The organism is Mesobacillus jeotgali (genome assembly GCF_014856545.2).
Lineage (GTDB): Bacteria > Bacillota > Bacilli > Bacillales > Cytobacillaceae > Mesobacillus.
Window position 1 is genome coordinate 1,152,814 of sequence record NZ_CP109811.1, and the last position, 17,290, is coordinate 1,170,103.

18 protein-coding genes are annotated in these 17,290 nt (G+C 42.7%); 11 read left to right on the plus strand and 7 right to left on the minus strand.

Going from position 1 to position 17,290, the window contains the following annotated elements; all coding sequences use genetic code 11:
- Window positions 1–40: 40 nt before the first annotated feature.
- Window positions 41–559, minus strand: coding sequence for a universal stress protein (locus FOF60_RS05750; RefSeq protein WP_192472847.1), 519 nt, complete (start codon window positions 557–559; stop codon window positions 41–43).
- A gap of 150 nt (window positions 560–709) precedes the next feature.
- Between FOF60_RS05750 and FOF60_RS05755 the strand changes: the two genes are divergently transcribed.
- Both FOF60_RS05755 and FOF60_RS05760 read left to right on the plus strand, forming a co-directional pair.
- Entirely contained in the window at window positions 710–904 is a 195-nt protein-coding gene (locus FOF60_RS05755) for a hypothetical protein (RefSeq protein WP_192472848.1), read from the plus strand.
- A 512-nt stretch (window positions 905–1,416) separates the two neighbouring features.
- Window positions 1,417–3,774, plus strand: a complete 2,358-nt coding sequence (locus FOF60_RS05760; protein WP_225650353.1) for a transglycosylase domain-containing protein — start codon at window positions 1,417–1,419, stop codon at window positions 3,772–3,774.
- A 306-nt stretch (window positions 3,775–4,080) separates the two neighbouring features.
- Here the strand turns inward: FOF60_RS05760 and FOF60_RS05765 are convergent, their stop codons facing one another.
- Window positions 4,081–4,404 carry an HPr family phosphocarrier protein gene (locus tag FOF60_RS05765; protein ID WP_192472849.1) on the minus strand — a complete coding sequence of 108 codons (324 nt, stop codon included), beginning with the start codon at window positions 4,402–4,404 and terminating at the stop codon, window positions 4,081–4,083.
- A 262-nt stretch (window positions 4,405–4,666) separates the two neighbouring features.
- Between FOF60_RS05765 and FOF60_RS05770 the strand changes: the two genes are divergently transcribed.
- From FOF60_RS05770 to fumC, 7 genes are all read left to right on the plus strand, one after another.
- On the plus strand, window positions 4,667–5,947 hold the full coding sequence (locus FOF60_RS05770) for an MFS transporter (RefSeq protein WP_192472850.1): 1,281 nt from the start codon (window positions 4,667–4,669) through the stop codon (window positions 5,945–5,947).
- Between the two features lie 166 nt (window positions 5,948–6,113).
- Window positions 6,114–6,665 (plus strand): RNA polymerase sigma factor SigY, encoded by a 552-nt coding sequence (sigY, locus tag FOF60_RS05775; RefSeq protein ID WP_192472851.1) that lies wholly within the window; start codon window positions 6,114–6,116, stop codon window positions 6,663–6,665.
- The gene (locus FOF60_RS05780) at window positions 6,631–6,978 is read left to right on the plus strand and encodes a YxlC family protein (protein WP_192472852.1); all 348 of its coding nucleotides are present in this window, start codon (window positions 6,631–6,633) and stop codon (window positions 6,976–6,978) included. Before sigY ends, FOF60_RS05780 begins: the two co-directional genes overlap by 35 nt.
- Window positions 6,975–7,181: a sigma-Y antisigma factor component gene (locus FOF60_RS05785; RefSeq protein WP_192472853.1), complete on the plus strand. Its 207-nt coding sequence runs from the start codon at window positions 6,975–6,977 to the stop codon at window positions 7,179–7,181. The genes FOF60_RS05780 and FOF60_RS05785 overlap by 4 nt, the downstream gene beginning before the upstream one ends.
- A gap of 432 nt (window positions 7,182–7,613) precedes the next feature.
- Complete coding sequence (locus tag FOF60_RS05790) at window positions 7,614–9,371, plus strand: ABC transporter ATP-binding protein (RefSeq protein ID WP_192472854.1); 1,758 nt, start codon at window positions 7,614–7,616, stop codon at window positions 9,369–9,371.
- Window positions 9,368–11,371 (plus strand): ABC transporter ATP-binding protein, encoded by a 2,004-nt coding sequence (locus FOF60_RS05795; protein WP_192472855.1) that lies wholly within the window; start codon window positions 9,368–9,370, stop codon window positions 11,369–11,371. The genes FOF60_RS05790 and FOF60_RS05795 overlap by 4 nt, the downstream gene beginning before the upstream one ends.
- Before the next feature lie 443 nt (window positions 11,372–11,814).
- Window positions 11,815–13,194: a class II fumarate hydratase gene (fumC, locus tag FOF60_RS05800; RefSeq protein ID WP_192472856.1), complete on the plus strand. Its 1,380-nt coding sequence runs from the start codon at window positions 11,815–11,817 to the stop codon at window positions 13,192–13,194.
- Window positions 13,195–13,338: 144 nt separating this feature from the next.
- Here fumC and FOF60_RS05805 read toward each other — a convergent pair whose 3' ends face one another.
- A complete protein-coding gene (locus tag FOF60_RS05805; RefSeq protein WP_023615428.1) occupies window positions 13,339–13,542 on the minus strand; it encodes an alpha/beta-type small acid-soluble spore protein in 204 nt (67 codons plus the stop codon).
- 354 nt (window positions 13,543–13,896) lie between these two features.
- On the opposite strand from FOF60_RS05805, the gene FOF60_RS05810 reads away from it, so the two are divergent.
- Window positions 13,897–14,139 carry a hypothetical protein gene (locus FOF60_RS05810; RefSeq protein WP_192472872.1) on the plus strand — a complete coding sequence of 81 codons (243 nt, stop codon included), beginning with the start codon at window positions 13,897–13,899 and terminating at the stop codon, window positions 14,137–14,139.
- A 52-nt stretch (window positions 14,140–14,191) separates the two neighbouring features.
- On the opposite strand, the gene FOF60_RS05815 is transcribed toward FOF60_RS05810, so the two are convergent.
- Window positions 14,192–15,292 (minus strand): ABC transporter ATP-binding protein, encoded by a 1,101-nt coding sequence (locus tag FOF60_RS05815; RefSeq protein WP_192472857.1) that lies wholly within the window; start codon window positions 15,290–15,292, stop codon window positions 14,192–14,194.
- A 138-nt stretch (window positions 15,293–15,430) separates the two neighbouring features.
- The gene (locus FOF60_RS05820; protein ID WP_192472858.1) at window positions 15,431–16,330 is read right to left on the minus strand and encodes a PucR family transcriptional regulator; all 900 of its coding nucleotides are present in this window, start codon (window positions 16,328–16,330) and stop codon (window positions 15,431–15,433) included.
- 167 nt (window positions 16,331–16,497) lie between these two features.
- On the opposite strand from FOF60_RS05820, the gene FOF60_RS05825 reads away from it, so the two are divergent.
- On the plus strand, window positions 16,498–16,758 hold the full coding sequence (locus tag FOF60_RS05825) for a metal-sensitive transcriptional regulator (RefSeq protein ID WP_192472859.1): 261 nt from the start codon (window positions 16,498–16,500) through the stop codon (window positions 16,756–16,758).
- A gap of 36 nt (window positions 16,759–16,794) precedes the next feature.
- Here FOF60_RS05825 and FOF60_RS05830 read toward each other — a convergent pair whose 3' ends face one another.
- Together FOF60_RS05830 and FOF60_RS05835 are read right to left on the minus strand one after the other, a co-directional pair.
- Window positions 16,795–16,980, minus strand: coding sequence for a hypothetical protein (locus FOF60_RS05830; protein WP_192472860.1), 186 nt, complete (start codon window positions 16,978–16,980; stop codon window positions 16,795–16,797).
- Window positions 16,981–17,038: 58 nt separating this feature from the next.
- Entirely contained in the window at window positions 17,039–17,251 is a 213-nt protein-coding gene (locus tag FOF60_RS05835; protein WP_192472861.1) for a YheE family protein, read from the minus strand.
- Window positions 17,252–17,290: the final 39 nt, after the last annotated feature.

Here is a 17,290-nt window from a genome sequence, read left to right on the forward strand (position 1 = left end):
GCAGCCGGGTAGTGGCTTTACACCCCGGCTGCTTTTGATTTTATTTAGCGATAAGTACATGGCAGTGAGCGTTATTGGCAACCTTTTGGCTTACTCCACCAAGAAGCTTGCGCTTGATGCCTTCTTTTCCGGACTGGCCAATGATGATCAAATCAGCCTCTACGTCCTTTGCGTACTCCACAATACTCTCGGATGGGCTTCCTTCCAGGATGGAGTATTCAGTGTCGATGTGAAGCGCATCAAGTTCAGCTTTTGCGTTATTGAAGGCTTGTTCAGAGCTGTGGGTTATGATTGAATGCTCAGATTTATCAAGTGCACCTTGCTCCATAGCCAGTGGAGGGACCTGGATGCCATCTGCCGGAAAGTTGTTGATGGGCAGATGCTCAATGGGACGCTCAGTCGTTTCAACCAGTTCACTCTTGACTTCCTCTTCATAAACATGCCCTACATATAATTTGACCCCATCTTTTTCAATAGTGAACTCCTTTGCCAGCTGAAGGGCTTTTTTGCTGCCTTCAGAATCGTCGTAAGCGAGAACCACTTTTTTTATTCCAGCCATATAGATCAACCTCCAAGATTAGTTCTTCTTACAGTTCAATACCCATTTTTAAAATAGAACTAACCGACCAAATAATTTCCATATACCCTCAAAATTTCTCAAAACGTGGCGAACCTTGTTGTAAAGCTTTTCAAATTACAGGAGAAGGGAGTGGCTGGTGTGTTATCTCATTCTCAAAAGCCGATTCATCCGACAATACGGAAATGCATGCAGCACCTGGATGTCATTCAAGCAGATGATAAAACCAAGCAAATCGTCTATATGTATATGGAAACACTTCTCCGTGAAATTAATATGGCAGCTGTCAGCGAGCAGGAACCAGTAGAATCACAGATTCATAATTAGTAAGAACAACTGATGCTTATTTCAAAAAACTACCGCAGATTTCGGACAATCTTGGGGTTTTTTGTTGTTTTGTTTGAAGTGAAGTGGGGTTCGGGCAAAAAAGTCGTCTATGCGTTGCGGTTTTGTCTGAAGTCATGCCAGGTTCGGACAAAATCAGGGCTCAAGCAAGAAATTTTGTCTGAAGTGATACCGTGTTCGATTAAAACAACGTCAACTTCGAGGGTTTTTGTCCGAAGAAGGTCTGTGTTTGGTGATGAAGTTACCCAACACCGACCTGTTCAGTGAGATTTTTGATGAGGAGTTTCCAAAACCAGCAGCCAAAAGTATATTTCTTGGCCCTGTTGCTTGCTTATATGTCTTTTTTCCTCATAATTAGCCAATTTGTGTTAATGCCTTTTAAAAATGGGTAAAAGAAAGTGTCATATTCATAAACTATTTTTAAAAGGTTGGGGTGCTCAGTGAGCAAAAATTCAATAGTAACACGTTTTCTAAGAGGCTGGAAAAGGCTACATATGAACCAGGTCCTGGTATTATCGGTTTCAACAGCGGTACTGGCATTCTTAAGTTTTTTTCATGTGTATTCTGAGGGAGCTGATATTAGTGCATTGAATGATGACATGGCACAGTCAACTGTCATCTACGATGCTAATGGCGAAGTTGCCAGCAAGATTTCGGCTCTGAAAAATGAAGGGATCAAGATAGAAGATGTTCCGGACCATGTCAAGGATGCCGTCATTGCCATAGAGGACCATCGATTTTATGAACACGACGGGGTGGATCTGGTCGGCATTTCGCGGGCATTCGTCCAGAATGTCAAAGCTGGAAGCATTGTTGAGGGTGGAAGTACAATCACACAGCAACTGACAAAAAATGCTTTGCTTTCGAGCGAAAAGACTTATAAAAGAAAGCTCGAAGAATTTTTCATGGCGAGAGAAATCGAAAAGCAGTATTCCAAAGATGATATCATGCAAATGTACTTGAACCGGATATATTTTGGAAATGGTTCATGGGGGATTAAAAGGGCAGCGATGGGTTACTTTGGAAAGGACGTTAAAGATCTTTCCATCAGCGAAGCAGCAATGCTCGCAGGTTTGATCAAGGCGCCGTCTGCACTTGATCCCAATAAAAATTTTGAAGAAGCGATTGAAAGAAGAAATCTTGTTCTTCAAATGATGAAAACTCATGGCTTTATAAAAGAAAAGGAATATAAACAGGCAGTTGCCGAAAAGATTGTCCTTAATGAAAAAGGCGGAGACCCGCTGCGCGGCAAGTATCCATATTATGTAGATCATGTCATTGATGAAGCAATCAAGAGATACGGCCTGACGCAGGAAGAGATTTTGACAGGTGGATTGCAAATTTATACAGAGCTTGATGCAACAATGCAATCAGCTGTGGAAGCGACTTACGCGAAAGATAACCTTTTTCCAAAAGGCACTGATAAGCAAATCGTCCAAAGTGGCGCTGTTCTCGTCGACCCAAAAACAGGCGGCATTCGTGCACTTGTAGGCGGGCGCGGTGAGCATGTATTCCGTGGCTATAATCGTGCTACGCAATTAAAAGCACAGCCAGGCTCGACGATGAAGCCAATTGCCGCATTTGCACCAGCGCTTGAAGAAGGCTGGGGTGTTACGGACATGCTGACGGACGAAGAGATGGAGTTCAAAGATTATAAGCCTCAAAACTACAATAATAAATATAAAGGCGAAGTCCCAATGTATGAAGCATTGAAAGATTCATTGAATGTGCCTGCTGTATGGCTGTTGGATGAAATAGGCATTGCCAAGGGAATGGAGTCTGTAAAGAACTTTGGCATTAATCTTGATCCAAAGAACGACCGTAATCTGGGACTGGCGCTGGGAGGCCTATCGACTGGGGTCTCACCAGTTACAATGGCTGAAGCATATTCAGCATTCGCCAACAATGGCGAGCGTCATGAAACGCATGCTATCACTAAAATTATTGATAAAGAAGGCAAAACAATAGTTGAATATAAAGGGAAGAAGAGCAAGGCTGTTTCAAAAGAGACAGCTGAAAAAATGACGACGATGCTTCTTGGTGTCGTCCAGGAAGGTACAGGAAAAGGAGCGCAAATTCCTGGAAGGGAGTTAGCGGGCAAGACCGGCTCAACACAGGTTCCGATTGAAGGCGTCAAAGGAACGAAGGACCAGTGGTTTGTAGGGTATACTCCACAGCTTGTTGGCGCTGTATGGGTTGGTTACGACAAGACAGATAAGGAACACTTCTTAACCACTACGAGCAGTGAAGGAGCCGCCCTGATCTTCAAGGACTTTATGACAGAAGCATTGGAAAATACAAAAGCACAATCCTTCAATGTTCCTCCCCTTTCTAAATATATCGAGGAACATAAGAGGCAGCAGCGTGCCAAGTCTGTAAAAGAGCTGGAGACAAGGATTAAAAAGGAATCAGAAAAGCTTAAGAGACAATGGGAAGAAGCAAAAAAGAAGCTGAAAGAGAAAAAAGAATCAACAGAAGAAGCAAAAAAGAAAAAGAAAAAAGAAACAGATACTGAATCTGCTGCAGCATCAACGAATTCTGACACCGGTGACACCGGTGAAAAAAATGATACCGGAGATTCCAAGGATACTGGAGGAGAAGGAGGTTCCGGAGGAGAAGGAGATTCTGGAGGAGAAGGAGATTCCGGAGGAGAAGGAGACTCTGGTGGTGAAGGAGATTCCGGAGGAGAAGGAGATTCCGGAGGAGAAGGAGACTCTGGTGGCGAAGAAGATACCGGAGGAGAAGGAGATGCTGGTGGTGAAGGTGATACCGGCGATGAAGGAGACACCGGAGACACAGGAGATTCTGGAGATGAGTCTTCAGATGATAAAGAAAAAGAAAACAATAATTGATATTAAACTAGCACAGGGGATACGCCTCCTGTGCTGTTTTTTTGGCAGGTACTTAATGAGAGCATTGACAGCTGGATTCATTCCGAGCAACTCCCATTCATCAACGGGTATAGTCAACAAATTTCCAAGAGTGAACATAAAAAAAGACCTGCTCGCAAGCAGGTCTTTACTGTACTCAAGTTAGATTAAGCTTAAAAGGAAACCGATTACGACGACAGCGCCGATAATCATAAGAATGGTTCTTACCATGAAACTTCACCTCAGATACTATTTTATCTATTACTGTGACTGTTACTGTTACTGTGATTATATTTGGAATGATTCAGAAGACTCGATCAGTCGCTTGCGTTTTACGCGAAGGATAGAAGCTTCATTTGTAAGCAGCTTAGTCAGCTGGTTTAATTTCGGTTCTACATTTGTACCTTCCATAATAATTTTTAAAGTTGTATTTGGCTCCACTGTCAACAAGAAGGAAACAAGCTTAGACAACGAAGTGGCCTCAACTGCCTTTTGGCGGCTGTACAAGTAAGTAGTACCATCCAATTTTTTAGCAGCCTGATAGATTTCAAGCATTTTTTTCATTGTGAATCTTTTCTGAACCATAACATTAGATGACATAATCTCTTTCATTTATATAAACTCCTTTATTGAATCATTTTTATTAGGTTAGTAGAATATTACCCCGTTAAGTTGGTCCGAAAACCTATAGAGGTGAAATTGGGCGATGTTGGCAGGCTAACCAGCGTAAAGAGTATGTGTAGCCAGAGTAGTTCCGGGCCGCAGAAGCACTCGGTCTCAGGGTGGAGACAGAAACAGTCAGGAGAAAGTATATTGTTGCCTGAGTTTCAAGCTAATATAAAGCTAATAAAAGAGATGCGAGGAGCAGATAGTTATGAAAAAATTTGCGGAGATTTTCAGGAACAGGAGTTTCACGAAGTTATTTTTAGCAAACTTTACTTCCCAAATGGGCAGTACGATTGGATTGACAGCCTTCATGTTTTTCTTGCTGGATCGTTTCAGCTCCCAGCCTGCTTATGCGACGATAACCGAGCTGATGTATTCCTTGCCAATGCTTGCGGTATTTTTCCTGATTGGAGTGTTTGCTGACAGGATGGACCGGCAAAAAATCGCCATTTATTGTGATTGGATTAGTGCGGGATTATCTCTTGCGTTGATTGCTGCTATTTATATTGGCTGGATGCCGATGATCTTTGCTGTCCTGTTTTTGAGAAGTGCGGTTCAAAAGTTCTTTTTCCCGGCCGAGCATGGGATGGTACAGGGGATTTTGAAAAAAGAGGACTACACAACTGCGGCTGGTTTGAACCAACTCGTGATGAGCCTGTTTATGCTGTTTGGCAATGGCCTCGGTGTTCTCGCTTACTGGTCGATTGGCATTTATGGAGCGATTTTAGTTGACACTCTGTCGTTTATCATAAGTGCACTTCTCATCCAGAAGACCGATGTTTCAAAGGAGGCGCGACTGCCAAATGGCTCACATACACTAAAGGATTTGAACGTCAAATTGGTCTTCAAGGATTTTAAATACGGTTTTATGTATGTCATGAGCAGCAAGCTGCTGTTTACTCTGATCATCGGTTTTTTCATCTTTGGAATTGTAAATGGCGGCTTCTCCGTCATGCCAATTTTCATTCTGAAATATAAACTGGCTCCCGAAACGTATGAGCAATACTCGATTGTCATTGGATTTGTGTTTGGAATCGGCGTGTTGATTGGAAGTTTTATTGCGTCATTGCTTTCTCAAAAAGTGAAGCTCTACCACCTGATTTCGGTTGGTTTGATTATCTCAGGCAGCTTTACGGTTCTCGCATCACTGCCAACCAACATTTATCTGTTCCTGGGTATCCTGTTTATCTCTGCACTGGCTCTGCCGCTAATTAATATAGGGATTGGGGGATGGCTTCCGAGCATTATTGATCCTAAAATGATGGGCAGGGTTCAGGGACTAATCAGCCCTCTTAATATGCTGTCTCATTCATTGACTCTCGCATTCATTGCATACAGCTTTCCGTCTCTGCTAACTATTGAAATGCTTTATTGGATTGTTGGCGGCTGCCTCGCCATCGTAGGAGTATTTTACATGATTGTTTTGCCTAAACTTGCACTAGAATGCGAGTCCGCTGTTAATGAGTCTGCTGTCGAGCAAGGAGTATAATGGAAAGTCCTTTCGGGGCTTTCTTTTTTTGAGGATTTTTTGCAAACCGTAAAATTAAACTTTTTAAAAATTTTTTTGAACGAACCTTTACTTCATGCGTCTAATTAATAAATAATCGATATAGAGATCATTTTTATGGGTGGCGGGGAAAGAGAGGCTTGCTTTGATGGATGAAAAAGATTTAATCAATAGCGCAAAAAAAGGCGACCACCGATCGTTTGCTGTGCTGTTCAGGAATCATTATCCCCTGCTGGTAAAATACCTGATGAAAATAACGATGAATCCTGATATCGCAGAGGAAATTGCACAAGGAACGATGGCTAAGTGTGTGGAGAAAATTCATTTGTTCAATGGGAAATCTAAATTCTCGTCGTGGCTGATCAGCATAGCCACAAATATGTATATTGATCAGCACCGCAAGAAAAAGCGCGAGCGGGAATGGAACGAAGGAGAAGCAGCATCACGAAAGCTGCAGTGGCATATGGAGTCGAAAAATGAGGAATGGACAGACGCGCTGGCTGCTTTATCCAGGCTGACAGATGAAATGCGAATCCCTGTTATCCTTAAGCATTATTATGGGTATTCGTACGATGAGATTGGTGAAATTTTGAATATCGCCGCTGGTACGGCAAAGTCTAGAGTCCATCATGGACTTTTAGCTGTTAGAAGGGAGCTGAAAGTAGATGAAAAACCAAAAGGGAATCTCATCAAGCGATGATAAAATGGATAAGGAATTTTTTGATACCATCAGCGCCATCAATAATGGATTGGATAAGCTGGACTCCATGGATACTTATGTCCCGGATGATAAATGGTTCGAGCGAATGGTGCTGGATCAACAGGTAATACAAAAGAAGAAATATCGCCGGGAATTAGCGTGGTTTATATTAAGTGCTGTTTTGATTTTAAGTGGAGTAATCTTCACTATGCTGGAACTCCCTATACTCTTCTTTGTGCTGCAGGCTGTGACAGTAGCGATTACAGCAATCTATAGTTATAAAGGAGTGCAAAAGCAGGTGGACAGCAGATGAACGAGGAACTGTCACCCGTTATGCTGGCCGTGGTCGTTTTGATTTTACTGGTGCAGAGCATTTTCCTTTTTATTAATGCGCGGAAGCATGGCCATAATTATTGGCTTTGGGGAATTCTTGGATTGATTCAGGCACCGATGCCGCTATTATTTTATCTGCTGTTTGTACGAAAAATTTGGCGGAGCAGGTCAGCTGAAAAGTAAAATGATGAAAAATAGTGAAAAGTTAGAATTGACATTATGGCTGTTAAGGTGATAACCTTACAAAGGAATGGAAAATATAACTAAAAGGAGGGTTACGGACATGAACATTGTTAAAAACGTAAAATACGCTCAACTAAATAAACGTAACCCATCCTTTTATCATAGCTGATTTTTTAAATCAAGTTGCTCTGTGACTGAAAAGGCATGGGTTGCGCATCTGCGTGACGTATGCCTTTTTCTGTCTTTATCGATTGATTCAAGACATATCGCATGCCGCGGTATGTCTTTTTTCATGTTCAGAGAATATCCATTCCAAAAAATATTGAGGAGGAATCGAAATGAGCAAGTCAAATGTGAGGAAAATGGTAAAAAAGGAATATCTCGAAAGCGGCTAGTCAGATTTTTCACACAGAGAGAGGAGAGTGATTGTAAATGTTATCGGTTTTATCAAAGTTAAGCTGGTTTTTTAAAGAAAACTGGAAGAGATACAGTGTCGCGATTTCTTTGCTGATTTTTGTCGGCATACTTGATGTGCTGCCGCCCAAAATCGTAGGGATGGCAATCGACGCAATTCAGCTTGGTTCTATCAACCAGGCGTTAATCCTAAAGTATATTGGGGCACTCATGCTGATTACGGTGGTCTCATATTTCATCACTTATATTTGGATGTATCAGTTATTTGGCGGGGCATTCCTGATTGAACGGAAGCTCAGGACCCGGTTTATGAAGCATTTGCTGAAAATGACTCCAACGTTCTTCGAAAAGAACCGAACTGGTGACTTGATGGCAAGGGCGACGAATGACTTAAAGGCTATATCTATAACGGCAGGTTTCGGAGTACTGACACTTGTTGATTCAAGCATCTTCATGCTGACAATCCTGTTCACGATGGGATTTTTCATCAGCTGGGAACTGACGCTGGTTTCAGTTATCCCGTTGCCAATAATGGCGTACCTAATCAACATTTATGGCAAAAGGATACATTCCAAGTTCACGTCTGCCCAGGATGCTTTCGGGGAGCTAAATGACCGTGTACTTGAATCAGTATCTGGAGTGAGGGTCATCCGCGCCTATGTACAGGAAAAAGCTGATGAATCGAAGTTTCATGATTTGACTGAAGATGTCTATCGTAAAAATGTCGAAGTCGCAAAAATCGATTCTTTGTTTGAACCGACGATTAAAATCCTTGTTGGGTTGAGCTATCTGATTGGATTAGGGTATGGTGCATATCTGGTCTTTCAGCAAAAGTTGACGCTTGGAGAGCTGGTCAGCTTTAATGTATATCTGGGAATGCTGATCTGGCCGATGTTCGCAATCGGTGAATTGATCAATGTCATGCAGAGAGGGAATGCGTCTCTTGACCGCCTGAATGAAACCCTATCCTACAAGGAGGATGTTGCCGACCCGGCGAAACCGGTGGAAGGCAATGAACCGGAATATTTACAGATGTCAGAGTTCACATTCAAATATCCTTCTTCCAATGTAAATAATCTTGAACAGATTAAGCTGCATTTGAAAAGAGGAGAGACGCTGGGAATAGTCGGCAAGACAGGAAGCGGCAAGACAACTCTGATCAAACAGCTGTTAAGGGAATATCCTGAGGGCACTGGGAACCTGCTTGTTTCAGGAGTGCCAATCCAGGAACACAGCCTGAGGCAGACCCGCGGCTGGATGGGCTATGTTCCACAGGAAAACATCCTTTTCTCCCGTTCGGTCAAGGAAAATATTTTGTTTGGAAACCCAATGGCTACTGAAAAAGATTTGCAGGATATCATCGACCTGGCTGCTTTCCGAAAGGATCTGGAGATGCTTCCGGAAGGTCTGGAAACGCTTGTTGGTGAAAAAGGGGTTGCACTGTCCGGCGGGCAGAAGCAGCGTATTTCGATTGCAAGGGCATTGATCAAGGATCCAGAAATCCTGATCCTTGATGATTCGCTATCAGCAGTCGATGCAAAAACAGAGAAGAAAATCATCGATAATATCCGCAGGGAGCGGAATGCAAAAACAACAATCATCACAACACACAGAATGTCTGCGGTTGAGCATGCTGATCATATCGTCGTACTTGAAGATGGAAAAATTACAGAGGAAGGCACGCACGACCAATTGATGGCTGCTCAAGGCTGGTATTATGAACAATATACCAAGCAGCAGGCAGCAGCAGTCGAAGAGGAGGTGCACTCCATATGAGTACAGGAAAAAGACTGTTCAAATATGCGTTAAACTATAAGAAAATCATCCTGATTGCCCTGGCAATGCTGACGGTCGCTGTTGTCGCAGACCTTGCGGGACCGTTCATCGCCAAACGGATGATTGATAATCATATTTTAGGAATTGAGTCAGTTTGGTACGAAACCGAGGCTGGGGATGGTGCCGTTGAATACAATGGGAGTTTTTATTCAAAAGATAGCGGCACAGGCAGCACAGATTCTGCACGAATTTTTCAGGTCGGAAGGAATTTTGTCTTTGTGGATGGTGAAATTGAATTCGATGGAAGCAGAAGCTACGAGGATGGGATGCTGACTATCAGTAAAGGTTCACAAGCAGCACAATATGAAGCAGAGATACTGTCGGGCGATGATTTAATGAGTTTTTACAAGCCGGAAATCCCAAATATTATAAAGCTGCTATCGTTTTATTTCGGTTTGCTGGTCATTGCGTCCATCTTTCAATATGGACAGAGATTTTATCTGCAAAAGTCAGCCAACAGGATCATCCAGAAGCTGAGGGAGGATGTCTTCAGGCAAATCCAGAGGCTTCCGATCCAGTATTTTGACAACCTTCCTGCAGGGAAGGTCGTTGCCAGGATCACGAATGATACAGAGGCAATCCGTGAATTGTATGTCACCGTCCTGTCAACGTTCTTTACAAGCTTCATTTATATTACCGGCATCTATATTGCCTTGTTCATCCTGAATGCGAAACTTGCAGCGATATGTTTGCTGCTATTGCCAATCTTGTTTGTATGGGCAAAGCTTTACCGTAAATACGCATCAAAATATAATCATGTCATTCGCTCTAGAGTCAGTGACATCAACGGGATGATCAATGAATCAATCCAGGGCATGAGCATCATTCAGGCCTTCAGCCGCGAGAAAGAAACACAGCAGGACTTCGAGACACTTAATAAGGAGCACTTTACTTATCAGAATAAATTGTTGAGCTTGAATTCCTCTACCTCACATAATCTAGTGGGAGTGTTAAGAAACATCGTCTTTGTGGCGTTCATCTGGTATTTTGGCGGCGAAGCGCTTCAGCCATCTTCCGCCATTTCACTCGGGATGCTCTACGCGTTCGTAGATTATATTAACCGGCTGTTCAATCCTGTCCAGGGAATCGTCAACCAGCTGGCTAATCTTGAGCAGGCGCTGGTTGCCGGAGAGCGGGTGTTCAAACTGATGGATGAGGAAGGAATCGATGTAAGTGAAGAAGAGATTCCCCGCTACAAAGGAAATGTCATCTTCGATCATGTTTCCTTCGGCTACAAAGAAGGAGAATATGTCCTGAAGGATCTTTGTTTTGAAGCAAATCAGGGTGAAACCGTAGCACTTGTTGGCCATACGGGATCAGGAAAAAGCTCGATCATGAACCTGTTATTCAGGTTTTACGATCCCCAGGAAGGAAAGATCTTGATCGATGGCATGGATATTGCGGAAATGCCGAGACAGACATTACGAAAGCATATGGGAATCGTCCTCCAGGATCCTTTCCTTTTTACCGGTACAATCGCCTCCAACGTCAGCCTTGATCATCCTGACATCACAAGGGAAACGGTTGAGAAAGCGCTGGCCAGTGTTGGGGCAGACCGCGTTCTGAAGAATCTTGAAAAAGGGTACGATGAACCGGTGATTGAAAAGGGCAGTACACTGTCAAGCGGGCAGAGACAGCTGGTTTCTTTTGCAAGGGCATTGGCCTTCGACCCGGCTATTCTGATTCTTGATGAAGCGACATCGAGCATTGATACCGAGACAGAAGCGATCATCCAGGAAGCAATGGATGTGCTTAAGGAAGGCAGGACGACCTTCATTATCGCCCACCGGCTGTCTACCATCCGCAATGCTGACCAGATCCTGGTACTGGACCGCGGGCGGATTGTTGAAAAAGGAAACCATGATCAGCTGATGGAGCTCAAAGGCAAGTACTATCAAATGTATCAGCTCCAGTTGGGCAATAAAGTTAAGGCAGGTTAGAAAAATTCACACCCATTATTGGGTGTGGATTTTCTTTTTGGATGATGTGTCATTGGGTTCTTTATATGAGAAACATCACTGCGAATTCTGGTTTTGTCACAGAATGTTACGAAACCCTCCCGTTGCCATCTGGCCTCCTGTGGTAATTTAATAATAAACACATATAAATTCAGGAGGTTGTCAAGATGGCGGAGTTCGCAGTAACATTAAGCATCGCAAGCATCATGATCCTGGGCTATTATATAGGCTATGCAATTTATAAGGCATAATCGGGAGCAAAAATAGACATAATGAAAAGCGGAAACAGCATTCATGGCTGCTTCCGCTTTTTTCGTCCATTAAAATGCACTTTTCTGTAATTTATTCTTAATAACAGTTATCCTAGAGGCGAAAATGTTTTAAATGTTTTGATAAGTTAATAATTAGATTGAGGAGGGATCGTGTTGTCAGAATATCGAGTTGAAAGAGATACGATTGGTGAAATCAAGGTGCCATCAGATAAATACTGGGGTGCACAAACACAGCGCAGCAAACAGAATTTCAAGATCGGGACAGAAAAAATGCCGATTGAAGTGATTTATGCTTTTGCCGAAGTCAAGAAAGCTGCAGCCAATGTGAATGCAGGTTCAGGAAAGCTGGCAGAAGTAAAAGCTAAGGCAATCGAGGCAGCCTGTGATGAAGTAATTTCCGGGAAATTCGATACCCATTTTCCGTTAGTCGTATGGCAGACGGGAAGCGGAACTCAATCCAATATGAACGTGAATGAAGTGGTCGCAAGAAGGGCGAATGAACTGCTCGCAGGTCAAGGGTCAGATGAAAAAATCCACCCGAACGATGATGTCAACATGTCACAAAGCTCGAACGATACATTCCCGACAGCGATGCATATTGCCGCGGTAAAAAAGGTGACAAGTGAAGTTCTGCCTTCACTGGAGCTCTTCAAAGAAACTTTAAAGAGAAAAGAACAGGAATTCAATGACATCATAAAAATCGGCAGGACACACCTCCAGGACGCGACTCCATTGACACTGGGACAGGAAATCAGCGGCTGGAGAGCCATGCTTGAAAAGAATGAGCAGATGATTAAGGATGGACTGAAATACGTCCGGGATTTAGCGATTGGCGGGACGGCTGTAGGAACAGGGATCAATGCCGCGAAGGATTTTGGGGAACAGGTAGCGAAGCAGCTTACTGCACAAACAGATGAGACATTCCATTCCGCTCCTAACAAATTCCATGCATTGACTTCACACGACGAAATCGTATTCCTTCATGGAGCATTAAAAGGGCTCGCAGCAGACTTAATGAAAATTGCTAATGATGTTCGCTGGCTGGCAAGCGGACCAAGAAGCGGGATTGGTGAACTTTCGATACCAGCAAATGAACCGGGCAGTTCGATTATGCCTGGTAAGGTCAATCCCACCCAAAGCGAAGCGCTGACAATGGTGGCGACACAGGTTTTCGGCAATGATGCCACAATTGGTTTTGCCGCAAGCCAGGGGAATTTTGAACTGAATGTATTTAAACCAGTTATTATTTATAACTTCCTGCAAAGCGCCAAGCTGTTGGCAGATGGAATGAGGTCGTTCAATGATAACTGTGCGGAAGGAATTGAGGCAAACCTGGATGTGATTGCTGGCCATGTTGAGCGGTCATTAATGCTTGTAACTGCTTTGAATCCTCACATTGGTTATGAAAAAGCAGCGGAAATCGCCAAGCTCGCCTTCAAAGAAAATACAACTTTGAAGGAAGCTGCGATAAAAACAGGTTATCTGACATCAGAGCAATATGATGAGTGGGTTAAGCCTGAAAAGATGATTTAACACCTGATGGTAGAATATAAACGAGACTGCATAGGGGTATAAATGTTCATGGCTCCCATTTTCGTGGGCGGAAGCCTTCCAAATTAAAAGGCCCCCTATTAAAGGGGGCCTAAGCCATTCTATTTAATTATTGTTGATTACAATTTAGCGTGCAGAACCACCAAGTTGTTGCTCAGCCATTTGAACTAGGCGCTTAGTGATTTCTCCACCAACAGATCCGTTAGCGCGAGAAGTAGTTTCTCCACCAAGTTGTACGCCAAATTCTGTAGCGATTTCGTACTTCATTTGATCAAGAGCTTGTTGAACACCAGGAACTAATAATTGATTAGAGTTGTTACTGCTAGCCATTAATATTTCCTCCTTTGTGTTTTTCAAAGTTGTATTTGGGTTAGTATTGGATTCGAACCAATCATGACTTTTGCCATGCCTCCTGGTTAACCCTCGATAGGTAATTGGCTGGGCTAGCCGGAATTGCACCGGCGCGCGTAATAGCTGCCTTCTAAGGCTTAACCCAATGTTTTGTTGCGCTTGTTGCTGCTGCGTTGTTTTCTGTTGCTGTTTTATTAATAACTAGTATGTTTTGTTTTGAGAAGTTTATGCGCTAATGAATTAAGGTAATTAATTCCAAAATAACACTCCTACATAACCATTTCCAATCAACACAAACTATCTATAGCAGTTAAGCAGAAAGGATTGAAGAGAATGGGTATGTGCCCGATTTGCAATGGCTTCAAAAACATCACTCCATCGTGTCCAAACTGCAGCAGCAGTATGGAGAACAATGGACGCGAAGCGGATTTTTATGATGATTACAGCCCTTATATGCCAATCGATCAAATGAAGCTTGAAGATGGATATCCAACTGATTATGCTGAAGGGGAATGCCCGCATCTGTTCAAATGTCCAGATTGTGGGTCAAGTAAGGTGTTCTTGATTAAAGAATGAGGCTTGGTTATATGAAAAAAAGCAACCGCAGGCTGCGGTTGCTTTTTAAATATTAAGGGCGGATTCTTCTTTCTGTTTCAGCGTCAAAGAAGTGGACCTTGTTCATATCAAATGCCAATTCGATGACTTGGCCTGGTGATACATCTGTACGTGAATCAACACGAGCAACAAAATCCTGGCCTTCGAATTGAGAGTAAATCATTGTTTCAGCACCAGTTAATTCAGATACTTCAACAGTCGCCTTAATAGTAGCGCCCTGGGATGCATCGATGAATACTGGCTCGTCGTGAAGATCTTCCGGTCTAACACCAAGGATGATGTCCTTGCCAACATAGCCTTGGGCACGAAGAACTTTCATTTTTCCTTCTGGAATAGCAATTGAAGAGTTGTTGACTGTGAATTTGCCTTCTTCAAGCTTGCCAGTAAAGAAGTTCATGGAAGGTGATCCTATGAAACCGCCAACGAAGACGTTCTCTGGATTTTCGTAAACTTCCTTAGGAGCTCCAACCTGCTGGATAATACCATCTTTCATGACTACAAGGCGCGTTGCCATTGTCATCGCTTCTGTCTGGTCATGCGTTACGTAAATAGTCGTTGTATCAAGACGGCGGTGAAGCTTTGCAATTTCAGCACGCATTTGTACACGAAGCTTTGCGTCAAGGTTTGATAATGGCTCATCCATCAAGAATACCTTTGCGTCACGGACAATAGCACGTCCTAAAGCAACACGCTGACGCTGACCACCTGAAAGAGCTTTTGGCTTACGATCTAGATAAGGCTCAAGACCAAGGATCTTTGCAGCTTCTTTAACGCGGCGATCGATTTCGTCCTTAGGGAACTTGCGAAGCTTCAATCCGAATGCCATGTTATCGTAAACAGTCATATGCGGATATAGTGCATAGTTCTGGAAAACCATCGCAATGTCACGATCCTTAGGAGGAACGTCATTCACGCGCTTGCCATCGATGTAGAAATCACCTTTTGAGATTTCTTCAAGACCCGCGATCATACGAAGTGTCGTCGATTTACCGCAGCCAGATGGGCCAACGAATACGATGAATTCTTTATCCTGGATATGAAGGTTGAAATCCTCTACAGCTGTGACTTTGTTATCATAAATTTTATAAATATTGTCTAATTTTAACTCGGCCATTTTTTTTAGCCTCCCTGTATGTTTGTCTACAAAAACAGTTTAGCGGAAATGACCTGAAACAATCATCGGCAGGGTGCACAAAAATAATGTAAGCCCTTTTATGCAATTTGTTTAATACATTTGCACCAGTGTATTGAATCAGCGCAACTCCTCATAAAGGCTTGCAAGGTAGACAACAACTGCCGCATCAAAATCCTTCAAGTTGACGCCGGTCTTTTCCATGAATTTGTCCAATCTATACTGAAGTGTATTTCGGTGGACATAAAGTTTTTTGGCCGAAAGAGAAGCGTTAGAATTGCTTTCCAGAAAAGTTTTAATCGTAGCCATTAATTCTTTATCTTCTTCAAATGCCTCAAGGATTGAAAATTCAAGAATGTTTTTTAGATAATCAGGCAAATGTGTCGCTAACAGCATCGGAAACGCCTTTTCAAACGTGTTTACAACATCACGAGTAGTAAGACTGATTAATTCCTCGAACACCTGCTTTTCTCTATCGAAAAAGTGAGGGAGCTGCGCAGTAACTTTTTGAAATTTGCCGATATAAAAGGAGATTTTAACAAAAAAATCACTTTCAAATGTTGAGGCAATAGAATAAAGTTCTTCAGCGCTTTCCGACACTTCCTTTTTTTCTTCAATAATGATTCCAAATGTGCTGTGAATCCAGATGATGGTATGGTCAGGAAAAAATCCGTTTAAAGCTTCATGGATTCCCTCTGTTTCCATATCTTTTACCTGAAGCCGGAACTGAATGAAACGGACTTCATCGGCGTCTTCGGACGGCATTTCACCACCATGGAAGAGAAATTGGTTCCAGGAGTGGGCTGCCCCAGACAAATGTGTATTATTTTCCGGCTCGACAAAATGGAACAAATTTTTCATGAGATCTAGCTGGCTTTCCGAAACTTTATCCTTAGGAATTCCGATCCACATAGGCCTGGCATCGGCCTCTTTAAACCAATAGTAATCAGCAGAGGGATCTGCTGGTATATTTTCTTGCGTGACAGATTCAGGAAAATAAGATAATATTTTATTAATCATATAAGTATCCTCAGATTTAATTTGATAAAAGCTGACATATCTTTTATTATAACAGGTGAAGCTTTTAAATGTTAAATCATGCATAGAGCTGCCAACTGGTAGAAAAAAGGGAAAAATGTTGGTATAATAGATACAATACGGGGTACCGTAAGAGAGAGGTGTAGGAAATGGAATACACAACAGAAATGAAAAATCGTTTGAAGCGATTAGAGGGCCAGGTACGTGGAGTCATTCGCATGATGGAAGAAGAGAATCACTGCAAGGATGTTGTTACTCAATTATCAGCTGTCCGTTCCGCAGTAGACCGCGCGATTGGTTTCATTGTCGCAAAAAACCTTGAATCTTGCATTACTGAAGCAGCACAGGAAGGCAAAGATGCCGACGAAGCGATCAAAGATGCAGTGAATATGATTGTAAAAAGCAGGTAAGACACCAGCATCCTTTTTAGGATGTGGTGTCTTTTTTTATTTGTTTGGCGGGTCTTCAGGATAAAATTCATGGCTTTCCCCAATATTGGGTGTGCTGTCCAATCTATGTACAGTACCACCGGCCATGCCTTCGTTGATCATCCGGTCAACATCGACATAAACTTCATCCCGTCCCTCATATTTCAGGTCCTCAGCAAACTTCTTGCCGCGTTTGTGCTTCATGGAATCCTCCTTCAATGTTTTTATGCTTAGAATTCCGGAAAAGGACTAGAAACATACATCACTTGTCATATACATGGAAGAGCATCAGCTCGTGGATTTGCTCTTTCAGCTGATTCATATTCTCGTCAGAAGGCTGTTCAGAGGTCCACTGAATATCCCCATTCTGATGATAAATTCCCGTAAACTTTTGCTTTTTAAAATAAAATGAGAAATGCCAGCCTGGCATATCCTTATTCTCAAATAGTGATTTGAATTGGAAATGAGTAATCAACCTGAATCCCCCTCTTATAGATGTCTTTTCATTATTATA